This window comes from Acidovorax sp. GW821-FHT09A11, from assembly GCF_059418365.1.
Genome location: NZ_JBWKPS010000004.1, coordinates 172,356 through 186,227, shown reverse-complemented (window position 1 = coordinate 186,227; position 13,872 = coordinate 172,356). Strand labels below are relative to the sequence as shown.

Here is a 13,872-nt window from a genome sequence, read left to right as displayed (position 1 = left end):
AGCGAGGGCTGCGTCCCCCTGCCCGCATTGCGCAGCAATGCGAGAGCGGGGGGAAGCGACGAAGTCGCTCAGGGGGGTGTTCATCTCTTCGCAATGCCCATGAGCTTGGCGAGGATGCCCAGCATCACTTCGTCCGCACCGCCGCCGATGGACGCCAGCCGCCCGTCGCGGTACATGCGCGAGACCTTGTTCTCCAGCGTGAAGCCCATGCCGCCCCAGAACTGCAGGCAGGTGTCGGGCACCTCGCGGTTCAGGCGGCCGGCCTTCAGCTTGGCCATGCTGGCCAGCTCCAGCACGTCCTGCCCGTTCACATACAGGTCGCAAGCGCGGTAGGTGAGTGCGCGCAGCGCTTCCACCTCGGTCTTGAGCTCGGCCAGCTTGAACTGCACCCACTGCTGGTCGGCCAGCGTGCTGCCAAACAGTTTGCGCTCCTGCGCATAGTCGATGGTCCACTGGATGCAGTGGTTCAGCGATTCGAGCGTACTGGCTGCGCACCACAGGCGCTCTTCCTGGAACTGCTGCATCTGGTAGATGAAGCCCTGGCCTTCGGCACCGATGCGGTAACGCTGCGGCACGCGCGCCTCGTCAAAATAGATCAGGCCCGTGTCGCTGCTGTGCATGCCAATCTTGCGGATCTTCTGCGCCACCTCGATGCCCTTGGTGAGCTTGCCGTTAGGGCCATCGCGCATGGGCACCATCACCAGGCTCTTGTTCTTGTGCACGGGGCCTTCGCCCGTGTTCACCAGCATGCACATCCAGTCGGCCTGCAGGCTGTTGGTGATCCACATCTTCTGGCCGGTGATCACATAGTCGTCGCCGTCCTTGCGGGCCACGCTCTTGATGCCGGACACATCGCTGCCCGCCGCAGGCTCGCTCACGCCGATGCAGCCCACCATGTCGCCCGCAATCGCAGGGGCCAGAAAGTTGCGCTTGAGTTCTTCGCTGCCGTAGCGCGCGAGCGCCGGGGTGCACATGTCGGTCTGCACGCCAATGGCCATGGGCACGCCGCCGCAATGGATGTGGCCCAGTGCCTCGGCCATGGCCAGGCTGTACGAATAGTCCAGGCCCTGCCCGCCGTATTCCTCGGGCTTGCACAGGCCCAGCAGACCCAGGTTGCCCATCTTCTTGAAGACCTCGTGCGCGGGGAAGATCTCGGCCGCCTCCCACTCGTCCACGTGGGGGTTGATCTCTTCATCGATGAAGCGCTTGAGGGTCTTCTGGATCTCGCGGTGCTCGTGCGTGAACTGCATGGTGTTTGTCTCCGGTGTTTTGTTTGTGTGGATCTCGATCACGACAACTGGAACTGCCCCAGCGGCTGCGGCCGCCCGTTGAGTACCAGCTCCACCTGGTGCGCGCCGGGGTAGTGGGTGCGCGTGGTCATCTGCTGCAGCGACAGCGTCTTGCCCACGGCCACCGTGGCGCCAGGCGCTATGTCCAGCGTTTGCAGCTTGAACACCTTGGGCGCGGCACCGCCGTGGGCCTTGACGTAGTGCACCTTCAGGTCGGCCAGCACGCGCTGGGGCCGTGGCGTGGGGTTGTGCAGCTCGGCCTCGATGCGCACCTTGTCTCCGATGCGTGCGCTGGCAGGCAGCACGCGCGCGGCCCGCACGTCCAGCGCCACGGCATGCCCCACGCCCAGGGCATCGAGCGCACCAGAGTCGCCACGCTTGATGAGAAAACGCAGGCCGTGGCGCACCAGGGCTTCACGCGGTGCGGATGCGCCCTGCAGCCAGGTGCGGGCGGTGCCCACGGCCAGGTCGGGGTGATCCTTGGCGATGTCGCCCAGGTGGTTGGCCACGGAGCGACGCACGTAAGACGATGGGTCGTCCTTGAGCGCATCGAGCAACGGCAGGGCCAGTTGCGGGTTGTTCTGGAATGCAGGCAAACGCGGCGCCCAGGGCAGTCGGGGCCGCGTGCCTTCGCTCACCAGACGGCGCACATGGGCGTTGCCGTCGTGCGCCCAGTCGCGCAGCCGCGCGAGCGTGGCGCCCTGGTGGTGCAGCAGGTAGGGGCGTATGCAGAACTCGGCCGTAAAGCGCTGGGTGAGCGCGTGCTGCGCGGCCATGGCCGCCTCGAAATGCGGCAGGCCGTGTGTGCCGATGTAGATGCTGTGCGGCAGGTACAGGAAGGCGCTGTAGGGCCGGTCGCCCGCGTCGGGTTCGCCAGCGGCATCGAGGCCCATGGGTGGGTCCATCGAATCGACCAGCACGGCCAGTGCGCGCGGTATGTCTTGCGGCAGGTGCGCCTGCAGGGACTGCGCGATGCGCTGGCCGCGTGCCATCAGCTCCAGCGATTCGTAGCCGGGCTCTACTTGCTGCAGAAACGCGGTGGTATCGAACTTGCGCCACGTGCGCCGCACCATGGCCGCAATGCGCGGCGGCACGGTGTCGTTCAGCAAGTGTTTGAGAGGCTCGGCCATCGTGGTGATTGCGTGCTTTGGCGTGGCTCTTACATCCGCGCCACGCCAAAGCTCAGGGGCCGCAGCGTGCGGGCCTGTGCGTCGGTGCAGGTGTCCAGGCAAAACGCCAGCACGGCCCGCGTGTCGCGCGGGTCGATCACGCCGTCGTCCAGCAGCAGGCCGCTGGTGTAGAACGCATCGGCCTGGGCCTCGAACATGGCGACGATCTTGTCGAACTGGGCCTGCGATTCGGCGGGGTCGGGCGTGATGCCTTTGCGCGCCAGTGCCGCCTCGGTCACGATCTGCATGGTGCGCGCGGCCTGCTCGCCGCCCATCACGGCCGTCTTGGCCCCGGGCCAGCTGAACAGGAAGCGCGGCGCATAGCCCCGCCCGCACATGCCGTAGTTGCCCGCGCCAAAGCTGGCGCCGCACTGGATGGTGATCTGCGGCACGGTGGCGTTGGTCACGGCCTGGATCATCTTGCTGCCGTGCTTGATCATGCCGCCCTGCTCGCTGTCCTTGCCCACCATGTAGCCGGTAGTGTTCTGCAGGTAAATGATGGGGTGGCCCAGCTGGCACATCCACTGGATGAAGTGCGTGGCCTTGTTCGCGCCCGCCACGTCGATGGGGCCGTTGTTGCTGATGAAGCCCACGGCGTGGCCGCCAATGCGGCCCTGGGCGCACAGGGTGGCCATGCCGTAGCGCGCCTTGAACTCGAGCAGCTCAGACCCATCCACCAGCCGCGCGATCACCTCGCGCATGTCCACGGGCTGGCGCAGGTCGGCGGGCATCAGCGCCAGCAGGTCGTCGGCCGGCAGTGTGGGCGCAGGTGCTGCAGCGCGCGGCAGCGCGGCCCAGCCGGTCTGCGCGATCACGTCGCGCGCCATGCCGATGGCCTCGCGGTCGTCCAGCGCCAGGTATTCGCCCAGGCCCGAGACGGCGGTGTGCATCTCGGCGCCGCCCAGTTCCTCTTCGGTCGCCACCTCGCCCGTGGCGGCCATGAGCAGCGGCGGACCGGCCAGGAAGGCGCGCGAGCGGCCCTGCACCATGATGACCACGTCCGACAGCCCTGGCATGTAGGCCCCGCCCGCCGTGCCCGAGCCGTGCTGCACCGTGATGACCGGAATGCCCGCCGCCGACAGCCGCGCGAGGTTGCGGAACAGTGTGCCGCCGTGCACGAAGCCTTCGACCCGGTAGCGCATGAGGTTGGCGCCCGCACTCTCGACCAGGTGCACGAAGGGCAGGCGCTCGCGCAGCGCGATCTCCTGCACGCGCAGGATCTTTTCCAGGCCCATGGGCTGGATGGCCCCCGCCTCGATGCCGGAGTCGCTAGCCACCACCATGCAGCGCACGCCGCTGACCAATCCGATGCCGGCGATCATCCCGCCGCCGGGCACGGACTTTGCCGGGTCCTTCACATCCTGCAGGTAGCCCGCCAGGGTGCACAGCGGCAGCCAGGGCGCGCCCGCATCCAGCAGCAGCGCCACGCGCTGGCGCGGCAGCAGCTGGCCGCGTTTGTCGAACTGGGGCTGCGACCGGGCCGAGGCGGCGGCGGCACGTTCTTCCAATGCGCGCAGGGCATCGAGGCGCGCGGCCAGGGCAGCGCGGCGCTGTTGCGCATCGGGTGCGCCGGAGTGAAAGCGCGAAGCAAAGGCGGTGGTCATTCAGAGTCCTTGGACGCACTGGAAGCCTGCTCGGCAGACGCCGCAAACACGCGCGGCACCTGTGCGCGGTGAAAGCCCCCGTAGGGCTTCACGGCGGCGCGCTGCTGCGTGGCGGCATCGGGCACGCGCAGCGGCCAGCCCAGGCGCACCTGCGGCCGCGCGCCATCCACGCGCAGCGTGCTGCCGCTGATGAAGCTGGCGGCCGGGCTGAGCAGGAAGACGATGGCCGCCGACACCTCGGCCTCGTTGCCGAAGCGGCCCAGCGGCACGGTCTGCGGCATGGCGCGCAGCGTGTGCGCGGCGGCGGGAGGGTAGTTGTCCATGCCGCTCGATGCGATGTAGCCCGGCGCGACGGCATTCACGCGCACGCCGCTGCAGGCCCATTCGAGCGCGGCGGTTTCGGTGAAGCTGACCATGCCCGCGCGCGCCGCGCCGCTGTGCCCCATGCCCGGCATGGAGCCCCACATGTCGGCCACGATGTTGACTACTGAGCCGCCGTTCGACGCCATCCACTGCCGGTAGCACTCGCGCGCCACCAGGAAGCCGCCGGTGAGGTTGGTGTGCAGCACCGCCTCCCAGCCCTTGGCGCTGATGGATTCGAGCGGCGACATGAACTGCCCGCCCGCGTTGTTCACCAGTCCATCGATGCGCCCGTGCGCGGCCAGCACCTGCTGCACCAGCACCACCACCGCGTCTTCGGAGCGGATGTCGCACGCGTGCCAGGACGCTGCGCCGCCATCCGCGGCAATCTCATCGGCAACGGCCTGCAGCTTCTCTGGCTTGCGGCCCACCAGCACCACCTGCGCGCCCAGGCGGGCCAGCTCGTGCGCTGTGCAGCGGCCGATGCCCGAGCCGCCGCCCGTGACGACGACCACCTGGCCGGCGAACAGGCCCGGGGCAAACACAGACTGATAAACATTCGGAGCCGTCGGGGCCATGGTGGTCCAGCCTTTTTTGTATTTTTTTGTTTATGCGCGGATGAACAGGGCCAGGGCCTCGTCGGTCAGCGCATCGAGCGACTTGCCCTTCTTGGGCGAGAACCACTGCACGGCCCAGTTGAGCGCGCCAAAGATGAACAGCCGCGCCACGCCAGGATTTGCCTGCAGGGCGCCCTGCTGCGCGAGGGCATCGAGCGCGGGCATCCACGCGGCCTCGTAGCTGTCCTTGATGCGCGCAATGCCCTTGCGCTGCGCGGGCGTGAGCGAGCGCCATTCGTACAGCATCACCGGGATGAAGCTGCTGCGCGGGCCGAGCAGGATCTCGAAGTGGTGGCGGATCAGCGTGCGCAGCTGCGCGCGTGGCGCTGCGCCAGCAGGCAGGGCCTCCAGCGCCTGCTGCTGGCTCTGCGTGGCCATGGTCATGCCCTCGCTCATCACGGCGTAAAGCAGCGCGCTTTTGCTTTCGAAGTGGTAGAAGGGCGAGCCGCTGTGCATGCCTGCGGCGGCGGCAATATCGCGCGTGCTGGTGGCCGCGAAGCCCTGCGTGCGGAACAGTTTGGCGGCGCCGTCCATGAGCTTGCGGCGGCGGTTGCCGTCGTCGAGTTCTTCGGCGGTCTTGCGCGGGCGGCCGCGGGGGCGGCGTGGGGGGTCTTCGGTTGCCGTGGTTTCTGTGGGGATGGGGTTGGCGACGAGGGACGCTGCGGCCTTGCCACGGGGGCGGGCCGGGGTTTTCTTTTGCGGGGGGGTGATGGCGCGGGTGCGCGGCACGGGTGAGTCCATGCAGGCACGATAGCAAAACTGTTTATTTTTAGCAAGCAAGTGCTTGGTAAAAATAGGTGCTGCGATTGCGGGTTGTTTTGCTTGGCGGGATTTTGGGTGTTTTTTTGCCTTTAGCGCTTATCCATCAAGCGCTAGAAGCTATTGTTTTTATAGTATGCAGCGTGCCTGAACGAAGGGCGGAGGCCGGGGTGTGCGCCCGACGGCGCAGTAACTTTCCCTTGGGTCGCCAAGAGAAAGTCACCAAGGAGAAGGCGACCCTGCCGTCTGCGACCCCTTCGCTGCGCTACGGGGCAAACTGGGGTGCTCGGTCACGGGGTGCACCGCAGAACTCGCTGCGGGCCCCAGGCGCATCCAGAAGGGAACCCGCAGCCGGACATCCATTCGGGGCGTCTCCGCGCTCGGCCCAGCCTGCGCAGCGCGTGGCGCGTGGCGCTTGCGCCCGCGAGATGGGGCCGAGCGAAGCAAAGGCCCGTGTGGCTATTCGGCTGTTTGGATGTTTGGCGGTCCACCCCCCTGCTGGCTGCGCCTGCGGCGGGGCGGTTGCGGGGTGAGCATGGGCGTCGCAGCGCCCATGCCTCGTGCTCTGACTCGCCGTGGTTGTCCGAGCGGCGCGCCGCAGGCGCAAAGCGAGTTCCACGGCGCACCCGCAACCGCCCCGCCGCAGGTGGCCCCTTCGCACTGCGAAGGGGTCGCAGACTGGGGGTCGCCCTTTCTTTGGTGACTTTCTTTCGGCGACGCGAAAGAAAGTTACTCGCATGCCGGGCGATTCCCGGCCTCTGCCCTCAAACCAAGCATGCTTTTCAAACCAGCACGCCCTGGCTTCGATGGGCTCAGCCCGAACGGTAGGCAGAAACTCGACAACTATAAAAACGATAGCTGCTAGCGCTTGATAGAAAAGCGCTAGCAGCCAAAACGACCAAGAACCGGGGGCCCAGAGTGCGCCGAAATCCAGTCGGGGCTTTTACCAAAAGATCGTTCAGCCCGCTACGCGGTCTGCACCGCTATCGCGGCGGCCAGATTTCAGCTCTTGCTGAAATCTGGCTTTCTCTTTTCCATAAACGCCGAGAACGCTTCCCGCGCTGCCGGCTCGCGCAGCATGCGACCAAAGCTCGCGCCCTCTTCCGCCATCACCGCCAGCACCTTCCCCGTCTGCCCCCCCTTCATCAGCCGCTTGGTCTCGATCAGCGCCGACAGCGGCTTGGCCGCCAGCTTGCGCGCCTGCGCCTGCGCCACGCCATTGCACTCGGTCGGCGGCACCACGCGGTTCACCAGGCCCACCTCCAGGGCGGCCTCGGCCATGAAGGGCTCGCCCAACAGCAAGGCTTCCGCAGCGCGGTGATACCCCAGCATCTGCGGCACCAGCAGGCTCGATGCGGCCTCGGGGCACAGCCCCAGGTTCACGAAGGGCATGGAGAACGCCGCGTTGTCGCCCGCATAGACCAGGTCGCAATGGAACAGCATGGTCGTGCCGATGCCCACGGCGGGGCCACACACCGAGGCGATGATGGGCTTGGGAAAGGCCGCGATGCCGTGCAGGAAGCGGAACACGGGCGAATCCTGCGTGGCGGGCGGCTGCTTCAAAAAGTCGCCGATGTCATTGCCCGCGCTGAAGATGGCCACGTCGCCCTGGAACACCACCACGCGCACGCTGGCATCGGCAGCGGCAGCGGCCAGGGCATCGGCCATGGCGGCATACATGGTGGTGGTGATGGAGTTCTTCTTGTCCACACGGTTGAAGGTGATGGTGGCCACACCGGCTTCGGTGTGGACGAGGATGTCTTGGGTGGCGTCGGTCATGGTGGTGAAGGTTCCGGGGTCGGATGGATGAGGACGGGAGGAATGCACGGTGCAGAGCAACAGGCCGACTTCCTATTCCTTGTAGTAGACGATCTGGTGGCTCGTGGCCAGCATGGTGCCAGCCTCGTTCCACAGCTGCACGGTCTGGTCGAAGAAACCGTTGCGAAACTCCTGCCCGCGCGCCTGGCCGAGCAGGTAGCCGGAGCCCGTGGCCTGCAACTGCTCTGCCGTGGCATGGAAGTACACGGTGATGGACACCGTGCCCGCAGGCACCTGGCGCGCACGGCGCAGCCACACGCGGGGGAAGAACACGTCGGCCAGTGCCGCCAGCGAGGTGAAGTCGAGCGGGCGCGGCGGCGCGTCGCGCATCCACAGCTGCGTGAGGCTGTGGTCGCCGCTGCCGTCCCAGGTGCGCGGGATGAATCCCGCGATGGGGCGCATCTCATAGCGGCTGAGCCATTCCACCGCCCCCTTGGGCGCGACGATGGCCTTGTGCTCCGCGGGGGGAGGCACCTCGGGCATGGGCACATCGCCCACGCTCCAGGTCTCGCGGCGCACCGCCGTCACGGCCGTGGCGGTGGTGGTGACCACCGGGGCGCCGTCGGCACCAGCCTGCAGGATCGACAAGGTCCAGTGCTGGGTGGAGCGGTTGGTGCGCACGGGCGTTGCCTGCACGGTGAACGCACCGGCTGTCAGTGCGCCCGCGTAGTTGACGGTGAGCGACAACGGGTCGCCGAGCCGGTCAGGGTGCTGCAGGATGGCCTGTAGCAGCGTGGCGGCGGTGATGCCACCAAACGGGCCCACCATGTTCCAGTAGCCGGGGTGGGTTTGCCCTTCGTACTGGCCGGTCGGAGCGGACGAGGCCGTCAGTTGCAGCGCCTCGTCCAGCGGGTGGGCTGCGGAGGACGAAGAAGTGGATGAAGAGGAAGTCATGCTGCGAGTGTGCCGCGAAACGACCGCTCAGGCCGTCGTACCGGAGACTTCGCCGTGGTGCACGCCGCCACCCAGGGCGGCCAGCGCAGCCGCCGCGCGCGGCCACAGGCTCTGGCGAAACTGGTCGCGAAAGAAACCGAAGTGCCCGATGCGGCGCACCTGCAGATCGGCCGGCGTGATGCTCTCCACGCGGCGCTCGGTGTTGGCGTACAGATTCACCAGGTTGTGCGTGCCCCGCAAGGTCATCAGCTCGTCGTCGGCCATCGACAAGGCCAGCACCGGAAAACGCACTGCGCCGTAGCTCTGCGCCACGGCAGGCCCCTCGGCCCCCACGCTGTAGGCCGGGTGCAGGCACCAGCGGCGCCACTGCAGGATCACGCCCGCAGGCAGGTCGCCCACCTTCTTGAGCGTGCGCCCCGGAAAGTACCCGCACAGCCGCGTGGCCAGCGGCACCAGCACCCACCAGAAATACGGAACGATGCGCTTGAGCTGCGGCGCGTTGTCGCGCCAGTAGCCGCTGCCCGCGGCCACGCTCAGCAAGCCATCCACCTGCTCGGGCTTTTTCAACAGGCCCGGCAACTGCGCCCCCAGGCTGTGGCCCAGCAAGTACAGCGGCTGCGACGGCAGCGCGGCCTTGGCGGCTGTGATCACCGCCTCGTAGTCCTGCGCCCAGTCGAACAGATCCGCCTTCACATCGCGCATGGCGCCCTGCAACGAATCGCCATGGCCCCGGTAGTCGAACGTGGTGACCCGAAACCCTTGCTGCGCCATCCACAGCGCAAAGGCCTCGTAGAACGACTGCCGCACCCCCATCGCGCCGCCGATCACGACACTGGCGCGCGGAGCGCCCTCGGGTTGGTAGACACGCAGCGCCAATGACACTGCCCCGTTGACCTGCAAAGTTTGCTTGTCCATGTCTGTCTCCTTGGTTCGAAACCGATCTGCGCCGGCTTGAAAAGAAAACTATCGCTGAGGGCAGAACCCTGGCTTCGACAGGCTCAGCCCGAACGGTTTGAGTGGGAGCGATCAAGCCTTACCCCGCCCGTTCCCCCGCCTTCACACCCCACCCTCCAGGGCGTAGCGAGCGGGATCAGCTGCTAGGCGGACGGAGCACAGGAACCGGAACGTACTTGAAGTACGTGAGGATTCCGAGCACCGCCCAACGACGCAGATGACCCGCGCAGTAGCCAGCTAACTCACAGCGCTTCAATAATTCCAGCGGCGCCTTGGCCTGTGCCCACGCACATCGTGACCATGCCGTACTTCAGCTTGTGGCGACGCAGTGCGTGCACCACGGTGGCGGCGCGGATGGCACCGGTGGCGCCCAGCGGGTGGCCCAGCGCAATGGCACCGCCCATCGGGTTCACGTTCGCAGGATTCAGGCCCAGCGTATTGATCACCGCCAGCGACTGGGCCGCAAACGCTTCGTTCAACTCGTACCAGCCAATGTCGTCACTCTTCAAGCCCGCATAACGCAGGGCTGCAGGAATCGCCTCGATGGGGCCGATGCCCATGATCTCCGGCGGCACGCCGCGGGCGGCGTAGCTCACAAAACGCGCCAGGGGCGTGAGGCCGAATTGCTTCACGGCCTTTTCGCTGGCCACGATCAGCGCACCGGCGCCGTCGCTGGTCTGCGAGCTGTTGCCCGCCGTGACGCTGCCGCGCGCAGCGAACACGGGCTTGAGCTTGGCCAGTCCTTCGAGCGAGGTATCGGGGCGGGGGCCTTCGTCCAGGCTCACGGTGCGGCGCTTTTCCACCACTTCGCCGGTAGCGAGGTTGGGCGAACGCTCCACGACCTCGAAGGGCGTGATTTCGTCGCTGAACTCACCGGCCTTCTGCGCCTTGATGGCGCGCAGGTGCGATTCCAGCGCGAAGGCGTCCTGCGCCTCGCGGCTGATCTTCCACTGCTGCGCGACCTTCTCGGCCGTGAGGCCCATGCCGTAGGCGATGCCCACGTTCTCGTCGCGCGCGAAGATCTCGGCGTTGAACGAGGGCTTGTTGCCACCCATGGGCACGAGGCTCATGGACTCGGCGCCGCCGGCGATCAGCACATCGGCCTCGCCCACGCGGATGCGGTCGGCGGCCATCTGCAGCGCGGTGATGCCCGATGCGCAAAAGCGGTTCACGGTCACGCCGCCCACGGGGTGGTCGAACGCCAGGCCCACGGCAATGCGTGCCATGTTCATGCCCTGCTCACCCTCGGGGAAGGAGCAGCCGATGATGGCGTCCTCGATCGCTTTGGGGTCCAGCGTGGGGACCTGCAGCATGGCGCTCTTGATGGCGGCGACCAGCAGGTCATCGGGGCGGGTGTTCTTGAAATAGCCGCGGCCGGAGCGCCCGATGGGCGTGCGCGTGGCGGCAACGATGTAGGCGTCCTGGACTTGTTTTTGAGCCATGGTGTTGAAACTCCTTCAATGCTTGGCGGGGCGGCTGGAGGGAATCCAGGCCCACGTAAATACACATTCGACCGGCTCCACGCCGGCTTCGTCGGTCACGGTGACCGCGACCTGCACCTCGCCCTTGTCGCTGGCCAACATGGCGGCGCGCTGCCCGGCGGTCAGCGTGGCCACGGCCTTGAGGCCGCCGGTGGCGCGCTTCTTGAACGCCATGGACAGCTCCTTGGCCAGCGGGATGCAGTCGTCGCGCACGTTCATGCCGACCACCATGCCCGTGGCCGTTTCGGCCAGCAGGTTCATGGCGGAGGCGTGCACGCCGCCAATGTGGTTCTGCACGCGGTGCTCATTGGGCAGGCGCACTTCCACACGCTCGGGCGTGAGCGACACGAACTTCACCCCGGCCGTGCCGGTGAAAGGCACGGCCCGGCGCAAAATGATGTTCTGCACGAAGCCGCGCAGGAAGGCGGGGGCCTCGTCCAGGCGCATCAGCGAGCGCTGGAGTTTGTTGGGGGCTTGGCTCGTCATGGTGATGCCGGTCAGTTGCGAACAGGCTTGCCCGTGGAGAGCATTCCGAGAATGCGCTCGTGCGTCTTGGGCTGTGCGATCAGGTGGCAGAACACCTTGCGCTCCAGCGTGAGCAAATATTCCTCGCTCACCATCGCGCCCGCATCCACATCGCCGCCACAGACCACCTCGGCGATCATGGTGCTGACCTTGAAGTCGTAGGCGCTGATGAAGCCGCCGTCGCGCATGTTCACCAGCTGAGCCTTGATGGTGGCCAGGCCGCTGCGGCCCGCCACCGGGAACAAGCGCTTGTGGGGCGCGCGCCAGCCGCTGGCGGCCATGGACTTGGCCTCGTTGATGGCCACGAACAGCAGCTCATCCTTGTGGGGCACGATCACGTCGCTGTCCAGCAGGTAGCCGAGCTTGCGCGACTCCAGCGCGCTGGTGCCCACCTTGGCCATCGCTGCGGCGGTGAAGCCTTCGGTCAGGAAGGGCAGGATGTCCTTGCCAGTAGAGGCAGCCATGTTCTCGGCGGCGCGGCGCGCGATGTAGGTCAGGCCGCCCGCGCCGGGCACCAGGCCCACGCCGACTTCGACCAGGCCGATGTAGCTTTCCATGTGGGCCACGCGCTTGGCGGAATACACGGCCAGCTCGCAGCCGCCGCCCAGCGCCATGCCGTGGATGGCCGCGACGACAGGCACCTGCGCGTAGCGGATGCGCAACATCAGGTTCTGCAGTTCCTGCTCGATGCTTTCGACTGCATCGGCGCCGCCGACCATGAAGGCCGGCATGGTGGCTTCCAGGTCTGCACCCACGCTGAACGGGGCGTCGCCGGACCAGATGACCATGCCCTGGTACTCGGCCTCGGCCAGCTCCACGGCTTCGGTCAGGGCTTCCATCACTTCAGGGCTGATGGCGTGCATCTTGTTCTTGATGCTGGCGATGAGTACCTGGCCATCCAGCGTCCACGTGCGCAAGGCTTTGGACTCTGCAATGGTCGTGCCGGCGGTGCGCCAGTCGGGCAGGTTGGTTTCGCCCAGCAGCGATTCGGGGAAAATCTGGCGTTCGTACACGGGCAGCTGGCGGCGGGGCACGAACTTGTTCTGCGATGCGCTCCACGAGCCTTGCGCGGTGTGCACGCCACCGGCTTCGGCCACGGGGCCCTTGAAGACCCACTCGGGCAGCGGTGCCTTGCACAGCGCTTTACCCGCGTCGATGTCTTCCTTGATCATCTTCGCCACGTCGAGCCAGCCGGCTTCCTGCCACAGCTCGAAGGGGCCCTGCTTCATGCCGAAGCCCCAGCGCATGGCCTGGTCCACGTCGCGCGCGTTGTCGGCGATGGTGCCCAGGTGCACGGCGGCGTAGTGGAAGCCGTTGCGCAGGATGGCCCAGAGGAACTGGCCGGGCGCGCCTTCGGCGTTGCGCAGCAGGCGCAGGCGCTCGGCGGCGGGCTTCTTGAGCATGCGGGCATACACCTCGTCGGCCTTCTGGCCGGCGGGCACGTACTCTTCGCTGTCCAGCTCGAAGCGCATCACGTCGCGGCCGACCTTCTTGAAGAAACCGGCCTTGGCCTTCTGGCCCAGGTTGCCCAGCTCCAGCAGCTTCTTCAGCACCGCGGGCGTGCCAAAGCTTTCGTAGAACGGATCGGTCTCGATGCTCAGGTTGTCCTGCAGCGTCTTGATCACGTGGGCCATGGTGTCCAGGCCCACCACATCGGCGGTGCGGAAGGTGCCGCTGGATGCGCGGCCGAGCTTCTTGCCCGTGAGGTCGTCCACCACGTCATAGGTCAGGCCGAAGTTCTCGACCTCCTTCATGGTGGCCAGCATGCCGGCGATGCCCACGCGGTTGGCGACGAAGTTGGGGGTGTCGTGCGCGCGCACCACGCCCTTGCCCAGGCCGCTGGTGACGAAGGCTTCAAGCTGGTCGAGCACTTCAGGCTGGGTGGTGGGGGTGTTGATCAGCTCCACCAGCGTCATGTAGCGCGGTGGGTTGAAGAAGTGGATGCCACAGAAGCGGGGCTTGATGCTCTCGGGCAGCACTTCGGAGAGCTTGGTGATCGACAGGCCCGAGGTGTTGGACGCCAGGATGGCGTGCTTGGCCACGTGGGGCGCGATCTTCGTGTACAGGTCGAGCTTCCAGTCCATGCGCTCGGCAATGGCCTCGATCACGAGGTCGCATTCCTTGAGCAGGTGCATGTGCTCTTCGTAGTTGGCCTGCTGGATCAGCGCCGCGTCGTCGGCCACGCCCAGGGGCGAGGGCTTGAGCTTCTTGAGGCCTTCGACGGCCTTGGTGACGATGCCGTTCTTCGGGCCTTCCTTGGCGGGCAGGTCGAACAGCACCACGGGCACCTTCACGTTGACGAGGTGGGCGGCAATCTGCGCGCCCATCACGCCTGCGCCGAGCACGGCGACTTTCTTCACTTGAAATCGGGACATGGGTTGGTTCCTTGTTGGTGGCCTGGC

The 13,872-nt window shown here is 66.9% G+C and carries 11 protein-coding genes; all 11 read right to left on the bottom strand.

The genetic code is table 11. The annotated features are described in order from the left end of the window. Nucleotides 1–80 precede the first annotated feature (80 nt). The 11 genes from AC07PV_RS11990 to AC07PV_RS11940 all read right to left on the bottom strand — a co-directional run bounded on the left by AC07PV_RS11990 (nucleotide 81) and on the right by AC07PV_RS11940 (nucleotide 13,845). The gene (locus tag AC07PV_RS11990) at nucleotides 81–1,250 is read right to left on the bottom strand and encodes an acyl-CoA dehydrogenase family protein (protein ID WP_494630344.1); all 1,170 of its coding nucleotides are present in this window, start codon (nucleotides 1,248–1,250) and stop codon (nucleotides 81–83) included. A 38-nt stretch (nucleotides 1,251–1,288) separates the two neighbouring features. Then, nucleotides 1,289–2,419 carry a DNA alkylation repair protein gene (locus AC07PV_RS11985; protein ID WP_494630343.1) on the bottom strand — a complete coding sequence of 377 codons (1,131 nt, stop codon included), beginning with the start codon at nucleotides 2,417–2,419 and terminating at the stop codon, nucleotides 1,289–1,291. 29 nt (nucleotides 2,420–2,448) lie between these two features. Beyond that, nucleotides 2,449–4,062, bottom strand: coding sequence for an acyl-CoA carboxylase subunit beta (locus AC07PV_RS11980; protein ID WP_494630342.1), 1,614 nt, complete (start codon nucleotides 4,060–4,062; stop codon nucleotides 2,449–2,451). After that, a complete protein-coding gene (locus AC07PV_RS11975; protein WP_494630341.1) occupies nucleotides 4,059–5,000 on the bottom strand; it encodes an SDR family oxidoreductase in 942 nt (313 codons plus the stop codon). The genes AC07PV_RS11980 and AC07PV_RS11975 overlap by 4 nt, the downstream gene beginning before the upstream one ends. 30 nt (nucleotides 5,001–5,030) lie before the next feature. Then, nucleotides 5,031–5,780, bottom strand: coding sequence for a TetR/AcrR family transcriptional regulator (locus tag AC07PV_RS11970; RefSeq protein ID WP_494630340.1), 750 nt, complete (start codon nucleotides 5,778–5,780; stop codon nucleotides 5,031–5,033). A 1,020-nt stretch (nucleotides 5,781–6,800) separates the two neighbouring features. Continuing rightward, nucleotides 6,801–7,577: an enoyl-CoA hydratase gene (locus tag AC07PV_RS11965; RefSeq protein ID WP_494630338.1), complete on the bottom strand. Its 777-nt coding sequence runs from the start codon at nucleotides 7,575–7,577 to the stop codon at nucleotides 6,801–6,803. Nucleotides 7,578–7,649: 72 nt separating this feature from the next. Next, nucleotides 7,650–8,510, bottom strand: a complete 861-nt coding sequence (locus AC07PV_RS11960; RefSeq protein ID WP_494630337.1) for an acyl-CoA thioesterase — start codon at nucleotides 8,508–8,510, stop codon at nucleotides 7,650–7,652. Nucleotides 8,511–8,537: 27 nt separating this feature from the next. Continuing rightward, the gene (locus AC07PV_RS11955; RefSeq protein WP_218293213.1) at nucleotides 8,538–9,425 is read right to left on the bottom strand and encodes an alpha/beta hydrolase family protein; all 888 of its coding nucleotides are present in this window, start codon (nucleotides 9,423–9,425) and stop codon (nucleotides 8,538–8,540) included. A 281-nt stretch (nucleotides 9,426–9,706) separates the two neighbouring features. After that, nucleotides 9,707–10,906 carry an acetyl-CoA C-acyltransferase gene (locus AC07PV_RS11950; protein ID WP_218293212.1) on the bottom strand — a complete coding sequence of 400 codons (1,200 nt, stop codon included), beginning with the start codon at nucleotides 10,904–10,906 and terminating at the stop codon, nucleotides 9,707–9,709. A 15-nt stretch (nucleotides 10,907–10,921) separates the two neighbouring features. Further along, on the bottom strand, nucleotides 10,922–11,431 hold the full coding sequence (locus tag AC07PV_RS11945; RefSeq protein ID WP_494630336.1) for a DUF4442 domain-containing protein: 510 nt from the start codon (nucleotides 11,429–11,431) through the stop codon (nucleotides 10,922–10,924). Nucleotides 11,432–11,442: 11 nt separating this feature from the next. After that, nucleotides 11,443–13,845, bottom strand: coding sequence for a 3-hydroxyacyl-CoA dehydrogenase/enoyl-CoA hydratase family protein (locus AC07PV_RS11940; protein WP_494630335.1), 2,403 nt, complete (start codon nucleotides 13,843–13,845; stop codon nucleotides 11,443–11,445). Between the last annotated feature and the right edge of the window lie 27 nt (nucleotides 13,846–13,872).

Coding starts and splice junctions, on each gene's coding strand:
- AC07PV_RS11990 (WP_494630344.1), bottom strand. CDS start 1,250: ATGCAGTTCACGCACGAGCACCGCGAGATCCAGAAGACCCTCAAGCGC.
- AC07PV_RS11985 (WP_494630343.1), bottom strand. CDS start 2,419: ATGGCCGAGCCTCTCAAACACTTGCTGAACGACACCGTGCCGCCGCGC.
- AC07PV_RS11980 (WP_494630342.1), bottom strand. CDS start 4,062: ATGACCACCGCCTTTGCTTCGCGCTTTCACTCCGGCGCACCCGATGCG.
- AC07PV_RS11975 (WP_494630341.1), bottom strand. CDS start 5,000: ATGGCCCCGACGGCTCCGAATGTTTATCAGTCTGTGTTTGCCCCGGGC.
- AC07PV_RS11970 (WP_494630340.1), bottom strand. CDS start 5,780: ATGGACTCACCCGTGCCGCGCACCCGCGCCATCACCCCCCCGCAAAAG.
- AC07PV_RS11965 (WP_494630338.1), bottom strand. CDS start 7,577: ATGACCGACGCCACCCAAGACATCCTCGTCCACACCGAAGCCGGTGTG.
- AC07PV_RS11960 (WP_494630337.1), bottom strand. CDS start 8,510: ATGACTTCCTCTTCATCCACTTCTTCGTCCTCCGCAGCCCACCCGCTG.
- AC07PV_RS11955 (WP_218293213.1), bottom strand. CDS start 9,425: ATGGACAAGCAAACTTTGCAGGTCAACGGGGCAGTGTCATTGGCGCTG.
- AC07PV_RS11950 (WP_218293212.1), bottom strand. CDS start 10,906: ATGGCTCAAAAACAAGTCCAGGACGCCTACATCGTTGCCGCCACGCGC.
- AC07PV_RS11945 (WP_494630336.1), bottom strand. CDS start 11,431: ATGACGAGCCAAGCCCCCAACAAACTCCAGCGCTCGCTGATGCGCCTG.
- AC07PV_RS11940 (WP_494630335.1), bottom strand. CDS start 13,845: ATGTCCCGATTTCAAGTGAAGAAAGTCGCCGTGCTCGGCGCAGGCGTG.